Source organism: Rothia sp. (in: high G+C Gram-positive bacteria) (assembly GCF_015265375.1).
Classification (GTDB): Bacteria; Actinomycetota; Actinomycetes; order Actinomycetales; family Micrococcaceae; genus Rothia.
This window is the reverse complement of sequence record NZ_JABZXW010000001.1, coordinates 101,544-125,546: the sequence shown is the minus strand read 5'-3', so window position 1 is coordinate 125,546 and position 24,003 is coordinate 101,544. Positions and strand designations below refer to the sequence as shown.

Sequence of the window (24,003 nt, the reverse complement as noted above, 5' to 3'; positions counted from 1 at the left end):
GGGGGGGGGGGGCGGGGGGGGTTTTTCTTTTCGGTACCCGTGACTGGCTCACGGGCCGCCGGGTTTTAGGAATAACCTAGTTACTGGTCGTGTTTTCAGAGCTTAGGTATAGTTGGAACTAGCAAGGTAACACAAGAACCCTGAGACAATCGCCGCAAGGCGAAGAGGTATAACGGGTGAGCCGTAGCGGGGTGTACTGGTGGATTCTGGTCGAAGCTCGGACCTTGCGCATAAGGCACCCTCGATGGGTGCCTTTTCTGTTTAACTACAGCTCAGGGGAGAAGACGCATTCTGGTGCGGCCCCTCCCCTACGTTTGCGGGTTGGTCCACTAGCTATCGGGATTTTTGCCGAGTCGTAGCCTTTAGAGGTGAGGACTGCACCAAGGTGGGCTGTAAGAAAAATAGTGTAAAAAATCGCCAATTTTTTCACTATCCCTGTGATTTTCAGAAAATAGTGAAAAAATTGGCGATTTTTTTCATAATCCAGGTCACATATAGGCGGTTAGGGTCCAGAGCTAACTTTCGCTCAGACCCTAGACGCCGCCTCCGTCAGAAGAAGTCAATGTCGGGGAGGCCCGAAAACATCTCAGCGAAGAGCTCGTACGTACCTATCACAAAACGCTCGCTGCGGTCCTCCACCTCGCTATCAGCCCGCGAATACGTGAAAAGACCACCAATAATCTTCACACCAAAGAAATACAGCCCAACACAGCCAAGGACCAGAGCCACAAAAGGCATCACCAGCATGACCACAAAGTGAAGAATCACGTTATCAATCGAGCCGCCAAGCAACACCAGGCCGACAATAACAACCCCCGTCACGATTAAACACACGGGCACGCTCACAACATACATGCCCCAGGCGATGATGCGCAGAACAGTCTTCCAGAAGCCACGGCGCGGCTTCTCCTGCAGATAATCTGCGGGGTGCGAAAGATACGGTGCGGCTTGCTGAAGGGCGGGCTGGTTGCTCATAGGTGGTTGTCTCCTGACGTACTCGGTGTATACATCAACACTCCCGAGAATACGTCACCCACCTGGGCGATTCCTCAAAACGGGCGCAAGCAAACCACACCTGTTAGAGCACCTCGGGGTGGACCGCCACCTCCACGGCGGCAGGCAGCACGCGTGCACTAATACGGTACGCCGACGGTGCCGGGTCACCATCCACCTCAACAGGCTGCGCACCATCCGGGAACTCCAGCACCACCTCAGACCCCACCAGGTGGCGAATCACCGGCAGCTCAACGCGCGGCGAACCCAAAATCGTGCGACGAGTAACCTTTGCCATCAACAGCCCCCACTCCACCAGGTCACGCGGCGACGCCACAATCACCTCAAGATTACCGTCGTGCACATCCGTCATATCCGCCAGGCGAATACCACCCTGCAGGCGACCACAATTCGCGATCAGCACCGACCGCATCGGCAGAGTACGAGGCTCCCCACCGTCCACGCTAATACGCACCGGGTGCGACCTGCCCAGCATATGCTTCATGCCGGACTGCACGTACGCAACCCAGCCGAACTTCGCCTTAATATCCTCGTTCGTATCATTCATGACGAGCGCGTCAAAGCCGGCACCACTCATCACAAAGAACGTGTGTTCGGTTTCTTCGCCGGTGGTGCTCGTCGTCGTCATCTCAATCGCATCAACGCTCTGACCTGCACCGTTGAGCGCAATATTCACGCACGCCGCCACGTCACTCACCGGAATATACAGGTTACGCGCCAGCAGGTTACCGGTACCCATCGGCAGAATACCCAGACGCGGCTTACGCCCCTCATGATGCGCCAGCGCCGCCGCCACAGCACGCACCGTACCGTCACCACCGGCAGCAATCAGCAGGTCAACACCCTCAGCGATCAGCTCGCGGGCAGCCTCAGAACCGGGCTCGTCCACGCGGGTGGTGCGCACCAGCGCCTGCGGGTGGCCGTTCGCCGCGAGGGTGCGTTCCAGAATCTCGATAGCCGCCGCAGCACCGGGCTTGCTCGGGTTGTACACCACGCCCACACGCTGCGCCTCACCCGTAGGCAGGGTCGGCAGAACGCCGAAGGGTGCGCCCAGTTCGATAGCGCGTCGGCGCGCTTCACGGCGGGCGCGAGTGACGGAGGCGGTCAGAGCCGCCGCCGCAGAAACACCAAGGAGTTTACGGTAAAGAGGCATAGTTCTTAGACTACCGGGATACGCAAAAACCCGCCCACCGTTTACGCGGTGAGCGGGTTTTTTAGCTGGTTGTGAGATTACTCAGCAGCTACTGCGGGGATGACCTCGGCACCACCCATGTAGGGGCGAAGAGCCTCCGGAATACGCACGGAGCCGTCTGCTTGCTGGTGGGACGGAGGTGGGGGATTCCGAGCGCGCGAGGCACCAAATCCCCCGCCGGAGTGGAGACTCACTCCAGCAGGCATCCCTTATTCAGCGATAGCCGGGATAACCTCGGCGCCACCCATGTACGGGCGCAGCGCCTCCGGGATACGCACGGATCCGTCTGCCTGCTGGTGAGTCTCCAGGAGGGCAACCACCCAGCGAGTCGTCGCCAGGGTACCGTTCAGGGTCGCCACGGAGCGGGTGCGGCCCTTACGCACGTTGCCTGCCTCGTCCACGGTGTCCGGGGTGCGCTCGCGAATGTTCAGGCGGCGCGCCTGGTAGGTGGTGCAGTTCGAGGTGGAGGTCAGCTCGCGGTAGGTGCCCTGGGTGGGGACCCACGCCTCGCAGTCGAACTTGCGGGCTGCGGAGGTACCGAGATCACCTGCGGCAGTGTCAATCACGCGGTATGCGAGGCCGCAGCGCTGCAGCATTTCCTCTTCGAGGGACAGCAGCTTCTCGTGCATCTCTTCTGCCTGCTCGACGGGGCAGTAAACGAACATTTCAGCCTTGTTGAACTGGTGCACGCGAATGATGCCGCGGGTGTCCTTACCTGCGGAGCCTGCCTCACGGCGGTAGCAGGAGGACCAGCCCAGGTACTTCTTCGCGCCCTTCTCGAAGTCGAGAATCTCGTCGGTGTGGTAGCCGGCGAGCGCCACCTCGGAGGTGCCGACCAGGTACAGGTCGTCGCGTTCGAGGCGGTAGATTTCGTCGTCGTGCTTGACGTTGAAGCCGGTGCCGTTCATGATTTCGGGGCGGACCAGGGTGGGGGTGGTCATCATGGTGAAGCCGTGCTCGGTTGCGAGGTCGAGCGCCATCCACATGAGTGCCTGCTCCAGGCGTGCTACCTGGCCCTTGAGGAAGTAGAAGCGTGCGCCGGAGACCTTTGCGCCGCGTGCCATGTCGATGCCGTCGACGAGTTCGCCGATTTCGAGGTGGTCGCGCGGTTCGAAGCCTTCGGTGGTGAAGTCGCGGGGGGTGCCGACTTCCTTGACGACTACGTAGTCGTCTTCGCCGCCGACGGGTACGCCGTCGATGATGAGGTTTTCGATGCTGCTGATCAGTTCCTCGTATTCGGCGGTTTTCGCTTCGGAGGCTGCCTTTGCTTCGTTGACGCGGGCGGCCAGTTCCTTGGCCTGTGCAACGAGTGCGGGCTTTTCTTCCTTGGGTGCCTTTGCGACGGTCTTGCCGAAGGCGTTCTGTTCGGCGCGCAGGGTCTCGTATTCGCCGATGAGTGCGCGGCGTGCGGTGTCGGCTTCGAGGATGCGGTCGACGTGGGTTTCGTCCTTGCCGCGTGCTCGCTGGGAGGCGCGGAAGACGTCGGGGTTTTCGCGGAGGAGGTTAATATCAATCACTGTTTTATCCTACCTAATCTTGCGGTGGGTTGTGGGCGGGGTTTGCGCTGGTGGAGCGCGGGTAGGGGCGGGGGTATCTAGCGGCGCTGCAGCTGTGCGGGGCGGCCGTTCGGGAAGAGCGACTCGACCCATTCGTGTGCGGCGTCGAAGGAGCCGTCGGAGTGGATGCTGTCGACTTCGGTGTTTTCGTGGTCGGCGCGCGGGTAGGAGCCGAGGAATTTCAGCGTCGGGGAGACGCGGTGCAGGCCACGCAGGGCGTCACGCATGCGTGCCTCGTAGATGTGGCCGTCGGCGTCGATGCTGAACGAGTAGGAGCCCATGCCTTCGCCGGTGGGGCGCGATTCGATGCGGGAGAGGTTCACGCCGCGCACGGAGAACTGTTCGAGCAGTTCGAGCAGGGCGCCGGCGCGGTTGGTGGGCAGCGGCACGGTCAGGGTGGTCTTGTCGGAGCCGGTCGGTTCGGGGATGTCGGCGGTGCGGGAGAGCAGCACGAAGCGGGTTACGGCGTTCTTGTTGTCGCCGATATTGTCCTGCAGTACGTGCAGTTCCGGGTGGTAGTTCAGCAGCGCCGGGGAGCAGATTGCCGCATCGTAGGTGCACCCCTCTTCGAGCAGGCCGACAGCCGCCGCCGCGGTGGAGGAGCCGGGCAGGTAGGCGGCGGCAGGTACGTTCTCCTGCGCCCAGCCGCGCACCTGCGCCCAGGCGTGCGAGTGGGTGGAGATGGTCTTGATGTCTTCAATGCTGATGGGCTTTGCAGCGACCAGCACGAAGCGGATCGGCACGAGCACCTCGCGGATAATGCGTACACCCTCGCTGGCTGCGATAGCGTCCAGGGTGGCGCTCACACCGCCCTCCACGGAGTTTTCGATGGGCACCATGGCGGCGTCCGCCTCGCCCGCGTTCAGGCGTGCGAGCGCGTCGGGCACGCTGGTGGCGGGGATCCGTTCGGCGTCGGATGCGCCGGGGACGCTCAGCAGGGCGGATTCGGTGAAGGTGCCGGAGGGGCCAAGGTAGGTGTATCGCATGCCACTATAGTAGCGTCTGCCGTGGAGGGGCCGCCGAATTTGGCGATAGGTTAGTGACTTTGGCGGTAGTTAAAAGCCCCCACCAAAGTCGCTAACCTATGGTCGAAAAATTTAAGTCATTACTGAATGAACGTAAGCTACCGCCAAAAACCGCTACCTTACGAACTGGCGAACCCGCGCGGTGTCCCAGTACTGGGCGGGCACGCCTCCACCCATGAGCTCACGGGCGATAGCGGCAGCCTGCACGGAACCAGCCTCCGGCAGGGGCACGTGGGAGCCGGCAATAATGACGTTGCCGCGGCGGCGGCCCTTCAACATTGCCGAATCCGCAACGATGCACACGTACTCAAACACCTCAAGCAGCGCGGACGCCTCAGCGCGGGCACCGGTCAGCGCCGGCCCGTCGCCGCAGTTCAGGATGTACAGGCCACCGGGTGCGAGCGACTCGGCGACGGTGCGGGTGAACTCGACGGTGGTGAGCGCCTCGGGGGTGGTGTCCCCGGCGAATACGTCACGAATCAGCACGTCGCGGGAAGCCGGGGCAAACGTGGAGGTGACGGCCCCCGCCTCGCCCACACGAATCTTCACGCGCGGCGCCTTGGGGATGTCGAACCAGGCGCGCACATACTCGGCAAGCTTGGCGTCCAGCTCAACAACCGTGTTGCGGCTGGTCGGGTACAGGTCAGCGAAATAGCGCGCCATGGAGCACGCACCGCCGCCCAGGTGGGTGATGCGCAGCTTCGCGGCGTCCAGGTGTTCCTCCACGTGGGAGGAGACGACCGCCGCAATCCAGCGCATGTACTCAAAATCCAGCTGGCGGGGCTCACCCACAATCACGTGGGAAGACTGCACACCATTAATGAGCAGCAACCAGCCGTCGGCGTGGTAGCCGTCGGGGACCAGCTCCGCCTCACCCGTAGAAATCAGGTACACGCCAGCGGCGGCACCCTGCACAGGGGTGTTCTCGGCCTCGTCAGCCCGGTTCTTCTGGTTCTTCTGCGCCTTCTGGGTTTTCTGTCCCTTTTGGGTTTTCTTCGGTGCCCTGCTCTTTTTCGCCATACCCTCTAGCCTAGCCGACTAGACTAGCCGACAGTCCGCACGCCCCTAGCGTACGCACCCGCGGGAGCCCGCCTCCACAGGGGCCAGCTGAGTAGACTAGAACCCATGGGATTTGTATGTCAGGGCCGCTACGCGCTCGCACCAATTGAACCGACCGACGCCGAAAAATACGTCAACCTGCAGCTGGACTGCATGGAGCAAACCTACGACCCGATCTACTTCGACACGCTCGGGGAAAGCTTCACCGCCCGCCACCGCGCCGAACGCAACGAATACCTCGAAGACTTCCACCGCCACCTCTCCTCCCCCACCGTGCGCGGCTTCTTCGCCTATGAGGTACCCGGCTGGACCCCCGACGGCGGGCTCTCCTGCTCCATCGGCGCACGCATCGACTGGGATAAGCCGGTCGGCCTGGCGCTCTCCCTGTGTGAGCCCTCCGAGTGGGAGCTCGAACGTGCCGACGACCTTACCGAACTGCCCGCAGGCACCCGCAAACTCACGCACCTGTACACCCTCAACCACACGCACGGCACCGGGCTCGGTCAGGCACTCTACGAATCCGTCATCTACCCGGACGAAAACTCCTACCTGTGGGTCATGGCTGAAAACGAACGAGCGCTCTCCTTCTACGAGAGGCTCGGCTACCGCAACGAAGGCGTGTACTTCCAAGCACGCGGCTCCTGGGCACCCGGCCGCAGCGTACGATACACGCGCATCCTCAACCCGTAAACAACCCCCTAGACGGGCAAGCCACACCAGGGAGGCGGCACAAACATTCGTGCAACCTGCCCCAACAACAGCCGCGCATCCGTCCACATGACGCAGCGCACCGCACCCCCTGTTAGGCGCCACCCCCACAACGCCTTAAGATAGAAGATGACCTATAAGCTCGACGCACCCGCGCACAGGAGCACATACACCCCTGCGCAGCCGCGGGACCCAGCGCCGAACATCCGCATAGAAGGAAAGTAAAACTATGACCACCGGTCTTTACCTCTCCGCTATGTCCCAGAACTCGGGCAAGTCCCTCGTCGCCCTGGGCCTAGCAGACTCCCTCATCAAGCGCGCAGACCGCGTCGGCTTCTTCCGCCCCGTCTTCGACGGCGCAACCATCTCTGACGACCCCGTCGCACGCCTCATCCGCGAGCACTTCGGCCTCGCTGAGGAGCAGGTCGGCGGCGCCGTCTCCATGACCGACGCACTCGCACTCATCGCTGAGGGCGACACCGAAGAGATCTCCGCACGCGCAGTCTCCGCCTACGAGAAGGTCGCAGCAAACAGCGACGTCGTAATCGTCGACGGCGTCTACCTGCCCGCCAACGCACTCTCCGTCGAGTTCGACCTGAACGTCCAGATTGCACGCGATCTGGGCCTGCCCGTCGTCGCTATCGTCGGCGCACAGGAAGCAACCGTCGAAGAAGCAGTCACCGCAGTCGACGTGGCGCGCACCGAGCTGCTCGCCTCCAAGGCAGACCTGCTCGCCATCATCGTCGGCCGCGCCGAGCCCGAACTGCGCGAAGAAATCGAGAAGTCCGTCAAGCGCGGCGACGCAAACCTGCCCGTCTACGTACTGCCCGAAATCCCCGAGCTGAACGCACCCACCGTCGGTGAAGTTGCCGAAGCCCTCAAGCTCGACACCGAAGGCATCAAGGCAGAAGACCTCGGCCGTGACATCCACGGCATCAAGGTCGCAGCAATGAACGTCTCCAACTTCCTCAACCAGTTCGTTGACGGCGACTTCGTCATCGTCCCCGGCGACCGTGCAGACATCGTTGCAGCAACCCTCGCATCCGCACTGGCACCGACCTTCCCCGCGCCCTCCGGCGTGCTGCTCACCGGCGGCCTGGACGCACTGCCCGGCAAGAACACCGCAGTCGGCTCCCTCATCGACAACGCACCGTTCCCCGTGCTGTCCACCACCAAGGACACCTTCAAGTCTGCACGCGCAGTCTCCCGCGTGCGCGGCACCCTCGAAAGCGGTCACCAGCGCAAGCTCGCAGCAGCAATGGGCGGCTGGGACGAGTACGTCAACAAGGACGAACTGCTCGCACGCCTCGAAATTGAGCGCCCCGCATCCATGACCCCGCTACGCTTCCTGCACAACCTCATCGAGACCGCACGCGCAAACCGCCGCTCCGTGGTCCTGCCCGAGGGTTACGACGTGCGAATCCTGCGTGCATCCGAAATCATTGCACGCCGCGACTTCTGCGACCTGATCCTGCTCGGCAACCCCGCAAAGATTGCCGAAATCTGCCAGGCTGAGGGTATTGAGCTGCCCAGCTCGATCCGCATCATCGACATCGAGAACAACGAGTACACCGAAGACTTCGCAGCAACCTACGCCGAGCTGCGTGCACACAAGGGCGTCACCATTGAGGCCGCTCGCGAGCGCATGACCGACCCCTCGTACTTCGGTACCATGCTCGTCTACAAGGGCATCGCCGACGGCATGGTTTCCGGTGCAGTGAACACCACCGCGAACACCATCCGCCCCTCGCTCGAGTTCATCAAGACCCGCCCCGGCACCAAGATTGTGTCCTCCGTCTTCCTGATGCTGATGGAAGACCGCGTCCTGGTCTACGGCGACTGCGCAGTGAACCCGAACCCCAACGCAGAGCAGCTCGCCGACATCGCGAAGGCATCCGCGGAGACTGCACGCCAGTTCGGCGTGACCCCCAAGGTTGCTATGCTGTCCTACTCGACCGGCACCTCCGGCGCCGGTGCGGACGTGGACGTTGTGCGTGAGGCAACCGAGCTCGTGCGCGCATCGAACCCCGACTTCGCGGTTGAGGGCCCGATCCAGTACGACGCTGCTTCGAACATGTCCATTGCGTCGACCAAGCTGCCCGGCAGCGAGGTTGCTGGTCAGGCTACCGTGTTCGTCTTCCCCGACCTGAACACCGGTAACAACACCTACAAGGCTGTTCAGCAGTCTTCGGGTGCTGCCGCTGTGGGCCCGGTTCTGCAGGGTCTGCGTAAGCCCGTGAACGACCTGTCGCGCGGTACCACCGTTGAGGACATCATCAACACCGTTGCGATTACCGCAATTCAGGCACAGAGCCTGTAAGCCGGTTATTGACCGTTGAATGAGGCCGCCCCGGCCGCCGTCACCCCGTGTGGGTGCGGTGGACGGGGCGGTTTTTTGTGTTGATTTTTACTTTTAATGCGCCGAGAAGCCACATGTGTTTCGAAAAGCAACATGTTACGTGGCTTCTCGAAACACATGTGGCTTTTCAAGGAGGGGTTTTGGTGCAACTCCCCGGTTAGTCCTTGCGGGTGCGGTGGTCGGGATTTGCTCGGTCGAGGCGCACATAGTTGATCACGCCAAGAACAGCCATACCCACCGCGACCAGCACCGGATCGAGGGCGGGCGGGAAGAGCCAGGTGAGCCCCGCCTCCACGGTGTAAGCGATGAGGCGGCAGACAAGGTAGGTACACACCGCCACGAAGAGCGCGTAGGCGACGATGATGCCGACCGGGCGGGGCTCGTAGCCTTCTCGTCGGGCGCGCAGAGCGGCACCCAGGGCGTTACCCAGATACAGGGCGAGAGCACCGACGACGACCGCGGCGGTGAGGGCACCGTCGAGGAGCGTGCGCGGGGTCAACGGTGCGGTGCCTGCCTCAGAGAAGAGGTTGAGGATGCGCACCGCGGCGTAGGCGTAGCAGAAGATGACTGCCGCGCGGATGGTGAGGGGGAGGTTGGTCCAGAAGGTTTTCATGCGGCCCCTTTCAAAGTGGAGGGCGGGCTTCTGTCTGAGTGTTACCCCAAGGATACCTAAAAATACTGGCGTGTGATGCGAATCAATAGCATTTTGACTGGTAAATATTATGCGTGCGGGTGCCGAATTTTTGTGCGCCGAATTTTTGCGCCAAGAAGCCACATGTGTTTCGAAAAGCAACATATTATGTGGCTTCTCGAAACACATGTGGCTTTTCGAGGAGGGGTTTATGGAGGAGGCGCCGGGATTTTTGTAATTACAGGATTCCACCACCCCTCACCCCGAGCCAGTGACCGTCCGGGCAGCGCCAAACCGCCCGGGCTGCTAGGCTGCTTCTATGACCACGACTGACGAAACTCTCCCCTTAGGGCTCTACGAACACCTCAAGAGCGCATCGCTCATGGGCCGCGCCATCCCCGAAGGCGCGCAATGGCAGGAAGAAATCCTCAAAAAGGACGACTACAACATCCCCGAACTGCTCACCCAGTTCTTCGCCACCCAACTGGCCCCCGCCCTCGAAAGCCTCAAAACCCCCGCCGACCAGGTGGAACTCGTCAACCGCATGATGGAGCTCCTACCGCAGGAGGCCGAGGAGCAGAACGATTCGTTGCTGACCGATGATGACAGCAACGTAATTCAGATGCGCGAACTAGCCCTCACTGACGCAAAAACTACGCGCCCCGATATTCCTCTGAGCGACGTTGCTCTGATGACGAATACTTCTAAAGACCTGAATCTCAATACTGAAATTCAGAAAGAATTAGAAAGTGCAGACCGTGTAGATTTGCTCTGCTCTTTTCTTAAAATGTCTGGCGTTAATAGTTTGAGTGAGCAGCTTAAAGCTATTAAAAATCGCGGTATTCCTTTCCGCATTATTACCACCACCTATATGGGCGCGACCGACCGCAAAGCTATTGACCGCCTCGTTGAAGAGTACGGCGCGGAGGTGAAAATCAGCTACCAGGGCGACAGCACTCGCCTGCACGCGAAGGCTTGGCTGTTCCACCGCAATACCGGCATGTCCACCGGCTATGTGGGTAGCTCGAACCTGTCCAGTGCCGCGCTCACTGACGGTCTGGAGTGGAATGTGCGTATCTCCAGCCCGATTACGCCCGGCTTGATCCGCCAGTTTGAAGGCCTGTTTGAAAGCTACTGGAAGAGCGGTGATTTTACCCTCTATACCGCTACTGACCAGGAGAAACAGGAGCTCGACACCGCCCTGGCCAAGGCCGATATTACCGGCCGTAAAAGCAAGGGTCTGGAGTACGATATCGACTCCTCCCTGCTGGATGTGCACCCGTTCCCGCATCAGGCGCGTATGCTCGAAGAAATGCAGAACGCTCGTTCTAAGGGACGTCACCGCAACCTCGCCGTGGCCGCAACTGGCACCGGCAAGACCGTATTCTCTGCCCTGGATTACAGGCGCCTCTGCGAGCAGTCCGGCAAAAAGCTGAAGCTGCTTTTCATTGCGCACCGAAAAGAAATCCTTGACCAGGCGCGCCGCACTTTCGGCGACGTCATGCTTAAAGGTAATTTCGGTGAGCTCCTGACCGGCGGCAAAAAGCCCGAATATAATGAGGCCGTTTTTGCGACTATTCAAACTTTGTCGGGTGCTGCCCTTGAGAATTATGCACCGGACTATTTCGACGTCATCATCATGGACGAATGTCACCACATTAAGGCCGCCAGCTGGGACAAAGTTTTCAACTATTTTGAGCCCCGCGAATTTATTGGCCTGACCGCAACCCCCGAACGAGAAGACGGGGTGAACATCGCCGACAAGTACTTCGGCGGCTACGTGGCGACCTCAATTCGTCTGTGGGATGCACTCGAAGACCACCTCCTCGTGCCCTTCCAGTACTTCGGTATTGCCGACGGCACCGACCTGCGCCGCATCGACGTTCGAAGCGGCAAATACGACGAAAACGCCCTGGAAAACCTGTACACCAAGGGCGAGGCTGAACGCCGCCTGCGCATCATCGTGGAGGAGCTACGCGAGAAGGTCGACAACCCCCTGCGCATGAAGGCGCTCGGCTTCTGCGTGAGCGTGAAGCACGCCGAATACATGGCGCAGAAGTTCAACGAGGTGGGTATTCCCGCCGACTTCTTGGTCGGTACAGATTCCGTCGAGCGCCGCGCCGAGGTCATGAAGAACCTTGCAGACGAAGCGCACGAGCTGACCACGATCTTCACCGTGGACCTGTTCAATGAGGGTGTCGATATTCCGAGCGTCGACACGCTCCTGATGCTACGCCCCACCCAGTCGCTCACGCTCTTCCTGCAGCAGCTGGGCCGCGGTCTGCGCCGTGCACCGTTGAAGTCTGTTCTGACGGTCCTCGACTTTGTGGGACACCAGAACAAGAACTTTATGATTCACAGCAAGTACCGCGCTTTTGCGCGACAAGGTGCCCTGACTGTGGATGATATTGAGAGCCCCGAACTGCCGGCCGGTTGCCACTTCCACCTGGATGAGCTGACCCAGAAGCAGGTCATCCAGAAGATTCGTGAGTCTCTGCGCATGAACCAGCATGCCCTTATCGACACAGCCAAAAGCTACCTGGAAGATATGCGGCGAAACTCCGCGGGCGCCGACATTCGCCCCACCGTCATTGACTTCATCAACCGCTACGGCATGGGTCTACCCCATATTTACGGCCGTAGCAGCAAGGTGCCCCTGCCCGGTGTCACCAAGCCCGTTGCAACGACCTGGACCAGCCTCCAAGCCGCGAGTGGACTGTACCCCGACCTGGTGGTTCCCTTCCACAACAACGTATCTGTCGAGACGAATAAGCGCGTCAAGGCACTCACGCACGTGCACGATACGTTCCGCATTAACGCCTACCTGGAGCTGCTGAACACGGACATCCTGGAACAGGACATGACCGATGAACAGCGCCGCCACGCATGGATGCTCCTGTTCTCCATCTGGCCTTACGCCAAGTGGGACGGTTCCAGCAAGAAGTTCAGCCTCGACGAAGGTCTGGCAACCCTGCGCAAGAACCGCGGTATTCTGCAAGAGTTAGAAAGCGTCTGGAACTTCAACGCCGCTACGGACACCACCTCCACCCTGCCGCTCTTTGAGGGCGAAGATATTCCCCTGCGCACTCACGCGCTCTACTCCCGTGAGGAACTATTCGCAGGCCTGGGCGGCCAAGAGGAAAACTTCAAGGTCCCCGGCGTCTCAGTTAACGGTGTCGTACCCTTCAACCCGACGAATACCACCGCACTACTAGTGAATTTGGAGAAGTCTGAAAAGCACTTCTCACCGACCACCATGTACAAGGACTACGCCATCAGCGCCTCGGAGTTCGCGTGGGATTCACAGAACGCAACGACTCCCGAAAGTCAGCTGGGTCAGCTCTTCCAGCATCATGAAGAGTTGGGGCGCCGCATCGTTCTTTTCGTTCGCCGCAACAAGAAAGATGCTATAGGCACCAGCCCCTACATGTGCCTGGGCACCGTGAAATACATTTCTCACGAGGGTTCCAAGCCGATGCATATTCGCTGGTCGTTGGACCGGCCGATGCCGGCGTCCATGTTCCAGATCGCGAAGATTGCTTCGTAGGGAGTGAATAACCGTAGCAGGCGGCCCCGGATGTTTATAAGCGTTCGGGGCCGCCCGCTTTTTAGACCGAGGTTTTCGATAGGTTAGTGCCTTCACCGTGGGTCTTTAACCCGCAGTGAAGACACTAACCTATCGACGAAAAGGCTAAGCCATAACCCATAACCGACTCTCACCTGCCTGGCACAGCCGGAGATTCGGTCATGGGTTACGGATTTGTGCCATAGGTTAGCGTCTTTGGTCGTAGTTAAAAGCCATGGCAGAAGACGCTAAACCATGGCACAAATTCTGCAGAGGCGACACCTTCGCGCGCACAGAGATATTTGATGCATAAAGCATTGAGAAGCCCGAATAATGGCCAACCACCGCCACCACCCTCAAAAGAATGCAAACGACGGCAAACATACGGTAGGGTGGTAACTGTAGTACTCAATAGCGCACTGATGCGCTTGTTTGGCGCACTACGGGGCTGTTTTCCTTCCGGCAGTCAGTTTGACCTGTGAAAAGCGGCCCGACTAGTAACTAAACAACACACCATCACCGACGATAGGAGCGCATCTTCTATGGATTCGACCATCTTCAACCGCCGTACCCTGCTGGGCAGCGGCGCACTTGTGGGCATTGGTGCCCTGCTTGCGGCGTGTGGCCAGCAGGCAAATAATGAGGCGGCAGCCACCGCCTCTGCTACGCCGAGCGAGTCGGCTTCGGCTTCTGCGGCGGCATCTGAGTCGCCTTCGGCAAGTGCAACCCCGTCTACTGTTCGTGGCTATTCGGGTGGTTCGAAGGCGCCCGACGGCGAGTACCGCGAAGCTGACCCTAACGGCCCGGCGCAGAACGTCCCGAAACCTGCATCGCCTGAGGACGGATACCGAGAAAAATCCAATGAAGGTCTACGCAAAACACTCAACGCATGGATTGAATGGAACAACTACGGTGCCCAGACCGGAGACTACAGTCAAGCACGCAAATTCGTTGATAGCAGCTTCACGGAACTACTAGATTCCTACGAAGGTCTTGAAGCCCTCTACAAGCGAGGCGGCTGGATTATCGCGGGTCTTGATCACTACATTGCTGACGGGAACCCCTGGAGCGAGGGAGAGACTTACTTCTGGAAGGCATACCGGGAGTGGGGCTACGTTATGTACGTTGAACCCAACGGTGATTGGAAGTCTTACGAGAACGACAGAAAGGATGACGACACCTGGAAGTTCTCGTTCAAGTACACCTCTGAGGGCTGGAAGATTATCGATTTTGAACAGGTAGATAACTAGCAATGAAATTTAAATCAAATACCAATATTGCAATATTGTCTTTTCTTATCATATTCAACACTATTTCTCCCGCAGTATCCGTTACAAACGATTGCTCGACCAAAGGTTCTAATACTGCCAAGGTATGTCAAATAGCTGTCAGTAAATCAAAAACTAAACAAAAGACAAATGAAGGCGATAAGAGTAGTTCAAATTCATCATTCAATGATTTTAAATATACTTATTCCACGGTAAATCAGGGAAACGGCGTAAAAGTTACCTACGCCAACGAAAATCCCAATATTATGTCATGCACAACCAAAGACGGAAGAATAGGAACATTCAAGTTCACAAATATGTCGCTTGAATCTGGCATTCCTGTAGATCACGGAAGTCCCCGAAGCCCTTCCTCTGCTAGTTGCATCCCGAACAATACCCGCGCTCTTACCAGTGCCGACAGCCCCGGCCCCGCAGGCCCGACCTACGAAGAAGTCATGGAGGAAATCCGCCACGCTGCAGAGTCCCTAGAGCCGGGCAAGCCGACCCTGCACCAGTCCTACAACAACCCCGCAGGCACTGGCCGAGCAGAAGGCGACCCCAACGTCTACAAGGGTGACCAGGTCAACTTCTACGTCGATGATGGAGGCCCCTACCGCCTCGAAGCAGATATGCTCGCCGGACACGTCGAAATTGAGCTCATGCCCTCCTCCTATGTCATCGAGTACGGCAACGGCGACCAGGCAACCAACTACACGGCTGGTCAGCCCGTGACCACCTACCCTCGCGAACGTCCGCGTGAAACCGCAACAAGTTACGCCTACCAGCGCTCTGGTAACTTCCACGCGTACGCGACCGTGCATTACACGGCTCGTTTCCGTGTGGATGGTGGCCCGTGGCAGATGATGATGGTGACCCCGCAGGCGACTAGTGCCCCGTTGCTGATTCGTGTGTGGCGGGTTGATGTGGGCCGCGTAGCCGGTGACTGCAGCTATGACGACACTCGCTGGGGCTGCAAGAACGATCCGACGATGGGTAAGAAGGATAACCCGAACCCGCGCCTACGCAAGGCCGATATTCGCACCGGCCAGCGTTGGCACCTGAACGATAACGGTGACGGGGACACGGAGTATTCGCTACACCGCGATTGGCCCGACATGTAAGGTCGTTCTCCTGCCGTGGGTCTTACGCTGAGAAGCCACATGTGTTTCGAAAAGCCACTTCTTTGGTGGCTTCTCGAAACACATGTGGCTTTTCGCCGTTCATAAGGGAGGACCAGGAGAACTTTCGATAGGTTAGTGTCTTCGCGCGGGTCTTTAACCCACATTAAAGTCACTAACCTATCGACAGGGCCGTAACCTATCGAAGAATCCTTCTATCGACAAGCCCCCACCCCCATACCATGTAACAACCCGTAACACCCCCTTGTGGTATACCCCCCTAGGGTATATACTGGAGCCATGGAAACCACCAGCAACCAGTGCTGCCACAGCACATCCACCCAGGTCAGCACCGCATCCGGCACACCCGCCGAAAAACCCACTGAGGCGCACACTGGCGCATGCTGCAGTGGCGAGGCGCCCGAAACCCAGTACGGTTACACCTCCAACAAAGAGGCGCACCTCAAGCGCCTGCGCCGCATCGAAGGGCAGGTTCGCGGCATCGCCCGCATGGTCGATGAAGACAAGTACTGCATCGACATCCTCACCCAGGTTGCCGCGGTCTCCAAGGCGCTCCACGCCGTCTCCCTGAACCTGCTCGAAGAGCACATCGGCCACTGCGTGACCGGCGCCGCCGTCGAATCCGAACGCACCGGCGACCCGACCATCGCAGAGGCCAAGGTCAAAGAGGCAACCGCCGCGATCTCGCGCCTCATGCGCAGCTAAACACGTTGCCCCTAAACACCGGGCGGACCCAAGTTTTCAACCCATTACCGAAAGGAAATCATCATGAGCACCACCACCGTTAAGGCAACCGGCCTGACCTGCAACCACTGCGCTATGAGCGTCAGCGAAGAGGTCAGTGAAGTTCCCGGCGTGACCGGCGTGACCGTGGATGTCGTCAAGGACGGCGTCTCCACCGTGACCATTGAGCACGAGGGCACCCTCAACACCCAGGCTGTCGCGGACGCTATCGTGGAGGCTGGCTTCACCCCCGCCGTCTAGCGCGGCAGCCGGCTCGATTAGGAGTCATCATGGCTTACCCTCCGCAGTACATTGCGATGGTTGTTGGCGCGGTCCGCACCCTTGTCGGCGCCGAAAACATGCACCTGCGCGACGCGATTGCCCGCGTTGCCAGGCAGATGAATCTGGATGCGGCGCTGGTCGATTCGTGGGTGAAGCAGAGTCCCGAATATACGGCGCGTGAAGATGCGTCCGGCGCCGCGCGACGTAGCGGCACGAGCGCGAATAAACGTTCCGCCGAGCACGAGCAGGGCGTGAAGGCGCGCGAGAAGGCGAACGCTTCGCCGTTCCCGCGGGCTACCGTGAAACGTGCGTACGGTGTGTCTGATCGTGGCACGAAGGTGACCGGTATTCGCCCGCATACGAGCAGGCCGGATGGGCTGCCCGGCGACCACTGAGCCGCCGCTTTCACAGCCGCAACCCTACGCTCGCCGCCGCGTTTACCGCCTCGCGGTTTTACCCGTGGCTTCACCCTCGCGCGCTCTCGACGCTGCACCCCTGATACTGCACCAAACACCGCCCGGGGCGGGGTCCTTCGAGGCCCCTCCCCCGGCTTGGTGTGTACCTTTTTCTACCCTCCCGTTTTTGAGTTTTGAGGAAGTATTGTGTCTTCTACACAGCCTTCACTAACCACCCGTGAGCCCTCGTTACAGAGTGAGCGCTCTCTTTTTAATTCCGCCGGAACGACCGTAAAATCAACGGAGTCAACCCGAATCATCCACGTGGATATTCAGGGTATGACCTGCGCATCCTGCGTGGGTCGCGTGGAGCGTAAGCTCCGCAAAATCCCCGGCGTTGACCCGGCGGTGAACCTGCCACTGGAGTCGGCGCGCGTCATCGTACCCGAGGGTGTGAGCGACGAGCAGATCGTTGAGACCATCAACAATGCCGGCTACACGGCGCACCTCAAGAACGGGCCACGCGCGGGCGCTGGAACGAACGCGAGCGCATCCGGCGGCGGCGGTCAGCACACCACCCCGAGCATGAAGGGCGGCTTCACCGACCGCATTATCTACGCGACGATTCTGGGTGTGCCCATCTTCCTGATTTCCATGTTCCCCGCGTTCCAGTTCCCGAACTGGGGCTGGGTCGTGGCGATTCTGACCGCGCCGGTCGCGTTCTGGTGCGCCGCGCCGTTCCACCGCGCCGCGCTCATCAATGCCCGTCACGGCTCCTCCACGATGGATACGCTCGTGTCCCTCGGCGTGGTCGTGGCGTACTTCTATTCGCTGGCGCAGCTGCTCATGAACCCGGCGTTGACGGCGCACGTGCACCATGCGGGCGGCAGCTTCTGGTCGATGTTTACCGGCCACCATGCGCCGCTGTACTTCGATTCGGCGTCCATGGTGACGCTGTTCCTGCTGATTGGCCGCGCAATTGAGCACCGCACCCGCCACCGCTCCTCGGATGCGCTGCGCACCCTGCTGAGCATGGGCGCGAAGGAGGCGACCCTGCTGCGCACCGATAAGCAGGGCGTGACCAAGCAGGTGCAGGTTCCGGTGGAGGACCTCATGCCGGATGACCTGTTCCTGGTGCGCCCGGGCGAGAAGATTGCCACGGACGGCGTGGTGGTCGAGGGTACCTCCGCGGTGGATGCGTCCCTGCTGACCGGCGAGTCTGTGCCGGTGGAGGTGCATCCGGGCGATACGGTCACGGGTGCCACGGTGAATACGTCTGGTTCGTTGACGGTGCGTGCGACCCGCGTGGGCACCGAGACGACCCTGGCGAAAATGGGTGAGCTGGTGGCGAGCACCCAGGAGACGAAGGCTCCGATTGCCCGCCTGGCAGACCGTGTTTCTGCAGTGTTTGTGCCGGTGATTTTGGCGATTTCGGCGCTGACTCTGGTCGGTTGGTGGCTGGTGTCTGGTGATGGTGCTGCGGCGTTTAATGCGGCGGTGTCGGTGCTGGTGGTGGCGTGCCCGTGCGCCTTGGGTTTGGCGACTCCGACGGCGCTGTTGGCGGGTACGGGTCGCGGCTGGCAGTTGGGCATTTTGATTCGTAATGCGCAGGTGCTGGAGGCGACGAGCACGGTTGATCGTGTGGTTCTGGATAAGACCGGTACCGTGACGACTGGTGAGATGTCTGTGGCGTTCTACGGCACTTTTGACGACTATGAGTCGGCGGGTGACTTTGCCGGTATTTCGCCGGAATCCGCAGATTCCAAGAATGAGCGTTCCCTGTCTGTTCTGCGTGATGCCGCCGCCGTGGAGGCGCTGAGTGAGCACCCGATTGCCCGCGCGATTGCCGGTTTTGCCCGTGAGCAGGGTGTGCTGGCTGAGGGTGCTTCGGCGCCGAGTGTGAGCGGCTTTGAGGGTGTTCCCGGAGGCGTGCGCGGCGTGCTGAGCGGCGCGGGTGACGGTGCCAAGGAAAGCACCGAGAATGGCGCCTCCCGACTGGTTGTTGTGGGTACTCCCGAGTACCTGCAGGCGGCAGGTGCGCAGCTGAGTGAGGGCCAGTTGGCTCTGCTGGATCAGGCTCGCCGGGCGGGTCTGACGACCGTGGTGGTTGCCCGCGGTGAGGCACCTGATGAGGCCCCGAACACCACCTCCTCTCTGCAGCCGGTCGGCATGATTTCGGTTGCCGACACCCCCAAGCCGGAGGCTGCAGAGACCATGGCACAGCTGCGTGAGCTCGGCCTGGAGCCGATCCTGCTCACCGGTGACGCCCCGCAGGTTGCGCAGGCGGTCGCCTCGCAGGTCGGCATTTCGGCTGAGAACGTGTACGCCGGCGTGACCCCGGAGGGTAAGTCGCAGGTGGTTGAGAAGTTGCAGGCCGCCGGTCACCGCGTGGCGATGGTCGGCGACGGCGTGAATGACGCCCCGGCGCTGGCTCTTGCGGAGCTGGGCATTGCGATGGGTTCGGGCACGGACGTTGCCGCGGAGGCTGCCGATATTGTGCTGACCCGCTCGGATATTGCCTCGGTGGTGACGGCGCTGCGCCTCTCCCGCGCTACGCTGCGCACCATTAAGTCGAACCTATTCTGGGCGTTCGCCTACAATACGGTGGCTATTCCGGTCGCCGTGGCGGGCCTGCTGAACCCGATGATTGCGGGTGCGGCAATGGCGTTTAGTTCGGTGTTTGTGGTGCTGAATTCTATGCGTCTGACGGCGTTTAGGAAGTAGCGAAACATAACGCGAAATTGCCCAAACATTAGCTATTGAAATAGCCTGAACGAAAAATTCAAAAGCATATCTCGCCGTGCTTTTCGCACGGTAAAAGATATAAAGAAATGCACCGCCCGTGTAAAGGCGGTGCATTTCTTTATATTCAGTTTTCACGGGCGGCGGCTTGAACGCCTAGCTTGAACAACGAGCTCAAAAGCCTGGCTCAAACGCCCCTCCCGAAAACCCGAGCTCAACAGTCCGAGCTCCAAAACCCGGCAAGAAAACCTCACCGAGAACCGGGCAGAACCTTAGGCCCAGGTCACCAGGTCCTCGATGGAGCGGCGGCTCTTCGGGGCAATCTCGCGGGCACGGTAACCGAAGGTCACAGCCACGGACACGCCGTACTCCTCCGGGTCGAACAGGCCGGCAGAAGTGAGCAGCTCGTTCACTGCCTCGTAGTTCATACCCTCAATGGGGCAGGAGTCGATGCCGAGCATTGCGGCGCCGGTCATCATGTTGCCCAGGGCGATGTAGGTCTGCTTGGATGCCCAGTCGAAGAGCGCGCGGTCGCTTTCCAGGACCTTCATGTCGTTCTTCTGGAAGTTGCCGTAGCGCTCGAGTGCGGCCTCCATCTGCTCCTCGGTGAGGTTGCGGCTTTCGAGAGTGCGGCGCATCCACGGGGTGTCGTAGCGCAGACCCTTCTTCGCCAGCAGTACGACCAGGTGGCTTGCGTCGTCGAGGGCACCCGCCATACCCCAGGCAATCGGCTTGAGCTTTTCACGCAGTTCGGGGTCCTGGATGACCAGGAACTTCCACGGCTCGGTGCCGACGGAGCTGGGCGACAGGCGCGCAAATTCGAGGATTGCGGCGAAGTCTTCGTCGCTGATGCGGCGGTCGGGGTCGTAGGCGCGGGTTGCGCGGCGGCGGGCGAAAATTTCGAGAGCTTCTTCGCGGGTTACGGTCACGGTTTCATCCTTTGCATGAGGGTTTCATTACCCTGTCATGCTACACCCGCGGAGGGTGCGGGCGGCGGAAAATGTGATTAGTTACGCCTGCAGGAAATACGCCCGCGAGCGGCGGGACCGTATTGCCGGTGTCGTATTACAGGGTGTACGAAGCCGGTGGGCTGGTACCCAAGGCGCCCAGAGCGCACCTGCCCAGCACCTCCTATGATGCCCCTACTCGGCACCGGCTTTCATCCACACATCCGAGGAGGCGCGGCGACCAAAAATGACCGCGCGGATTCCCTGGAAGTACAGAATATACGCCGCCCACAAGCCGCAATACCCGGCGAGCGCATCCATGGTGCCGTTGCCGACCGCCCAGTGCAGGCCGAGCATGACCGGCACGTACATGACGAGCATGATGAAGCAGCCAATCGCCAGGTATTTCACGTCCTGCGCGCCCATGAGGATGCCGTCCAGGGTGAACACGTACGCGGCGATGGGCTGGCCGAGGGCAATGATGACGGTGGCGATGGTGAAGAGGAACGCCACCTGCGCGTCCTGCGTGAAAATCCAGGAGCCGAAGAAGCCAATGAGCGGGCAAATCAGGCCGGTGATGACGCCGTAGATGAGGCTCATGCGGAGCAGCCGGTTTTTCAGCTGGCGCACCTTCGCACGTTCGGATTCTACGTTGAGGTCGCGTTCGCCGAGTTCCTTGCCGAGTAGCGCCTGGGCGGCGATGGCGAGGGAGTCCAAGGCGTAGAGGAAGAGGTTAAATACGCCCATGCCGAGCTGGTATGCGGCGGTGTGTTCGGTGCCGAATCGTGCCACGACGAACACGGTCAGCAGGGAGGCAATGCGCATGGACAGGGTGCGCAGCATGAGCCAGGAGCCGAGTGAGAGCACCGAACGCATGCCGGCGACGTCGGGTGCCCAGCGGACGGCGTGTTCGCGGGTGCCGCGCATCATGACCACACCGAGCGCGGCAGCCATGCCCCACTGGGTGAGGGAGGTGCCGGTCGCCGAACCGGCGACACCCCAGCCGACCGGGTAGATGAGCAGCCAGTTCAGCACAATGTTCACGAGCGTGCCGACCGTGGCGACTTTGAGCGGGGTGACGGTGTCTTGCAGCCCGCGGAGCGTGCCGACCTGCGCGAGGATAATCATCATCGGCGGGATGCCCCAGAGCGAGTGGTGCAGGTAGTCGAGGGCGTAGCTGATGGTTTCGTCGGTCGCGCCGAGGCCGCGTAGCAGCGGGTCGGCGAAGGCGTATCCAGCGATCATGAGGAGCATGCCGAGGCCGAAGGCGACCCACACGCCGTCCACACCGATCTGCCAGGCGCGGCGCAGGTTCTTCTCGCCGAAGGCGCGCGCCACGGCGGGTGTGACGGAGTAGGCGAGGAAGTTCATGAGGCCCACGACCGTGGTGACAAGCGTGGCGGCGATACTCATGCCGGCGAGTTCTGCTTTGCCGAGTTGGCCGATGAGGGCGGAGTCGGTGAGCACGAAGATGGGTTCGGCGATGAGCGCGCCGAAGGCGGGTACGGCGAGTGCGAGGATGCGCCGGTTCAGCGAAGGCTCGGCGGTGTTGGCGCCAGTGTTGGCGCTGGGGCTCGCGGCGGTATTCGCGGTATTCTTCGCGAGCGCGCCGGATGCAGCGCCACCGGGCGCAGTGCTACTGGGTTCAGTATTTGGGTGCTTCTGTGTGCTCATCCTTCTAGGCTACTCCCCACCGCTGCGGCGGGTGCCCGCGCGCGGGGCGGGGTGCACTCTGCGAGATAGGCGTGCGAGATGCGCTTTAGGCGCCTCGGCCGCGCAGTTCGTCGAGGGCACGGCGTTCCTTCTTGGTGGGGCGGCCGCTGCCTCGTTCGCGTTTAGCGACCGGAGGCATGGAAAGGTAGGCGGGGCGCGGGCCCGAGAGGTCTTCGTAGCAGGTGACGGCGATGGGTGCGCCTACGCGTTTGACGAGGAGTTTTTCGACTTTGAAGACGCGTTCCCAGCCGGGGTAGCGCACGCGCACCACGTCGCCTTTTTTGAGTTTTTGGGAGGGTTTGGCGGGGGCGTCGTTGACGCGCACGTGGCCGCCTTTACATTCGTCGGCGGCGAGGGAGCGGGTTTTAAAGATGCGCACTGACCAGAGCCAGAGGTCGAGCCTGGCGCTGGTTAGTGTGGTGGTGTCTTCTGCGGTCATGTGTTCATTGTGGCGCGAGGCGGGCGGGGCACCAAATCAGGTGCGCCCACCTATCCTGCGCAATCTCACCGTAATCTCACCGGGCAAATCCGCAACCGGCACCGAACCCGCCACGCGGCGGAAAATTTTCTATTGCACGCACCTCCCTATTGAGCACAAACCCGCATCCACTAGGGGTATTGTTAAGTCACCTTCTCAAGAAGTGTTCTCAAGGCCACCTAGTTCGCGTGGTCTACGGGGGGGGGTTGTGGCCGCGACGCCACGGGCTCCCCGTAACAGATTGGATATACACCATGTCAGCTTTGAAAAAGCTTATGGCGGCTGCCCTCATCAGCACTGTGCTGTCCTCTTGCTCTTTCGGTCCCACGTTGGAGAAGGACGAAAGCGCCCGCGCGATTTTCGACGTAGAAAATGACCAGGTAATCCTACCCCTGGACGCATACGACACCACCGGCAAGGACGAATACTTCACCAAAGCCCTTGAGCTCGCCCGCAAAAAGTGCTTTGCCGAACACGGGCAACACTACAAGATGTTTGTCCGCACCGAGGGGGCCGGCAGGAACTTCGGCAGGACCTACGGAATCTGGAACGTTGAGTACGCCCAAAAGTACGGCCTCCACAAGAGCGACGACTCGAATACGCTGGATCTGTCCTCCCCTGCGCCCTCATCCGACCCCGGGAAGGATGTCAGCACCGAATGTTATCAGCGCGCCAGCGATGAGATGAAGCAAATTGGAGAGATACCATTCGGCTCCGCCACGTATAGGCGTTTGGAAACCGATGCCCGAAACGCCGCAGGGGATCAACAGCTCAAAAAATCCCTCGACGACGAGTGGAAGCGATGCGTCAAGGACAAGGGTCTCACCCCCGATAGTGAGATGACCGTCAAGGAAGAAAAGAATATTCGTCAGAGCACCACCCCCTCAGAAGAGGAAATTCGAATCGCCACTATCCAGGCGCAGTGCAATCAGGATGTAGGCCGTTCGCAGAAGCTCTACGACCTGGAGGCGCAGTACCAGAAGCCGCTCGTCGCCAAGAACCAGGCTGCCCTGGAGAATGAGCTCAAGGAATTCAAGCGCCGGGACGAGCAGTTCAAACAGTACGTCCTCGACAACCAGTAACAGCGAATAGCAGCCGGTAATAGTCGGTATGCCGAAAGGGTGTGTGCCGTGTTCAGTGAACACGGCACACACCCTTCTTACGTTGCACCGGCTATATTGTGCCGGCTACGTTGTACCGGCGGTCT

Annotated in this window: 19 protein-coding genes; 10 read left to right on the top strand and 9 right to left on the bottom strand. The window is 60.4% G+C overall.

The genetic code is table 11. The annotated features are described in order from the left end of the window. Positions 1-549 precede the first annotated feature (549 nt). The 5 genes from HXO69_RS00535 to HXO69_RS00515 form a co-directional block, all read right to left on the bottom strand. Positions 550-975 carry a hypothetical protein gene (locus HXO69_RS00535; protein ID WP_296544674.1) on the bottom strand — a complete coding sequence of 142 codons (426 nt, stop codon included), beginning with the start codon at positions 973-975 and terminating at the stop codon, positions 550-552. A 103-nt stretch (positions 976-1,078) separates the two neighbouring features. Continuing rightward, positions 1,079-2,167, bottom strand: coding sequence for a diacylglycerol kinase family protein (locus HXO69_RS00530; RefSeq protein ID WP_296544672.1), 1,089 nt, complete (start codon positions 2,165-2,167; stop codon positions 1,079-1,081). A 248-nt stretch (positions 2,168-2,415) separates the two neighbouring features. Continuing rightward, positions 2,416-3,723 carry a serine--tRNA ligase gene (gene serS, locus HXO69_RS00525; protein WP_296544671.1) on the bottom strand — a complete coding sequence of 436 codons (1,308 nt, stop codon included), beginning with the start codon at positions 3,721-3,723 and terminating at the stop codon, positions 2,416-2,418. 77 nt (positions 3,724-3,800) lie between these two features. Continuing rightward, entirely contained in the window at positions 3,801-4,748 is a 948-nt protein-coding gene (gene pheA / locus HXO69_RS00520; RefSeq protein ID WP_296544669.1) for a prephenate dehydratase, read from the bottom strand. 153 nt (positions 4,749-4,901) lie between these two features. Further along, positions 4,902-5,807, bottom strand: a complete 906-nt coding sequence (locus HXO69_RS00515; RefSeq protein ID WP_296544667.1) for a spermidine synthase — start codon at positions 5,805-5,807, stop codon at positions 4,902-4,904. A gap of 105 nt (positions 5,808-5,912) precedes the next feature. Between HXO69_RS00515 and HXO69_RS00510 the strand changes: the two genes are divergently transcribed. Together HXO69_RS00510 and pta are read left to right on the top strand one after the other, a co-directional pair. Further along, the gene (locus tag HXO69_RS00510; protein WP_296544665.1) at positions 5,913-6,536 is read left to right on the top strand and encodes an N-acetyltransferase; all 624 of its coding nucleotides are present in this window, start codon (positions 5,913-5,915) and stop codon (positions 6,534-6,536) included. Between the two features lie 247 nt (positions 6,537-6,783). Beyond that, positions 6,784-8,874, top strand: coding sequence for a phosphate acetyltransferase (gene pta / locus HXO69_RS00505; RefSeq protein WP_296544664.1), 2,091 nt, complete (start codon positions 6,784-6,786; stop codon positions 8,872-8,874). Between the two features lie 196 nt (positions 8,875-9,070). On the opposite strand, the gene HXO69_RS00500 is transcribed toward pta, so the two are convergent. Continuing rightward, a complete protein-coding gene (locus HXO69_RS00500; RefSeq protein WP_296544661.1) occupies positions 9,071-9,526 on the bottom strand; it encodes a hypothetical protein in 456 nt (151 codons plus the stop codon). Between the two features lie 337 nt (positions 9,527-9,863). Here HXO69_RS00500 and HXO69_RS00495 point away from each other — a divergent pair, with 337 nt between their 5' ends. From HXO69_RS00495 to HXO69_RS00465, 7 genes are all read left to right on the top strand, one after another. Further along, positions 9,864-13,091, top strand: coding sequence for a DEAD/DEAH box helicase (locus HXO69_RS00495; protein WP_296544660.1), 3,228 nt, complete (start codon positions 9,864-9,866; stop codon positions 13,089-13,091). A 560-nt stretch (positions 13,092-13,651) separates the two neighbouring features. Continuing rightward, positions 13,652-14,359 carry a DUF6318 family protein gene (locus HXO69_RS00490; protein WP_296544658.1) on the top strand — a complete coding sequence of 236 codons (708 nt, stop codon included), beginning with the start codon at positions 13,652-13,654 and terminating at the stop codon, positions 14,357-14,359. A 335-nt stretch (positions 14,360-14,694) separates the two neighbouring features. Then, a complete protein-coding gene (locus HXO69_RS00485) occupies positions 14,695-15,498 on the top strand; it encodes a hypothetical protein (protein WP_296544656.1) in 804 nt (267 codons plus the stop codon). Positions 15,499-15,795: 297 nt separating this feature from the next. Further along, complete coding sequence (locus tag HXO69_RS00480; protein WP_012902717.1) at positions 15,796-16,221, top strand: metal-sensitive transcriptional regulator; 426 nt, start codon at positions 15,796-15,798, stop codon at positions 16,219-16,221. A gap of 63 nt (positions 16,222-16,284) precedes the next feature. Beyond that, complete coding sequence (locus HXO69_RS00475) at positions 16,285-16,500, top strand: heavy-metal-associated domain-containing protein (protein ID WP_044150011.1); 216 nt, start codon at positions 16,285-16,287, stop codon at positions 16,498-16,500. A 29-nt stretch (positions 16,501-16,529) separates the two neighbouring features. Beyond that, a complete protein-coding gene (locus HXO69_RS00470; RefSeq protein WP_049352915.1) occupies positions 16,530-16,916 on the top strand; it encodes a hypothetical protein in 387 nt (128 codons plus the stop codon). Between the two features lie 204 nt (positions 16,917-17,120). After that, positions 17,121-19,640, top strand: coding sequence for a cation-translocating P-type ATPase (locus HXO69_RS00465; protein WP_296544675.1), 2,520 nt, complete (start codon positions 17,121-17,123; stop codon positions 19,638-19,640). Positions 19,641-19,930: 290 nt separating this feature from the next. On the opposite strand, the gene HXO69_RS00460 is transcribed toward HXO69_RS00465, so the two are convergent. From HXO69_RS00460 to HXO69_RS00450, 3 genes are all read right to left on the bottom strand, one after another. Then, positions 19,931-20,587 (bottom strand): NAD(P)H-dependent oxidoreductase, encoded by a 657-nt coding sequence (locus HXO69_RS00460; protein ID WP_049332370.1) that lies wholly within the window; start codon positions 20,585-20,587, stop codon positions 19,931-19,933. A gap of 213 nt (positions 20,588-20,800) precedes the next feature. After that, positions 20,801-22,279, bottom strand: coding sequence for an MATE family efflux transporter (locus tag HXO69_RS00455; protein ID WP_296544654.1), 1,479 nt, complete (start codon positions 22,277-22,279; stop codon positions 20,801-20,803). Between the two features lie 85 nt (positions 22,280-22,364). Next, positions 22,365-22,757 (bottom strand): RNA-binding S4 domain-containing protein, encoded by a 393-nt coding sequence (locus HXO69_RS00450; protein WP_070633606.1) that lies wholly within the window; start codon positions 22,755-22,757, stop codon positions 22,365-22,367. Between the two features lie 293 nt (positions 22,758-23,050). Here HXO69_RS00450 and HXO69_RS00445 point away from each other — a divergent pair, with 293 nt between their 5' ends. After that, on the top strand, positions 23,051-23,878 hold the full coding sequence (locus tag HXO69_RS00445; protein WP_049341996.1) for a hypothetical protein: 828 nt from the start codon (positions 23,051-23,053) through the stop codon (positions 23,876-23,878). Positions 23,879-24,003 lie beyond the last annotated feature (125 nt).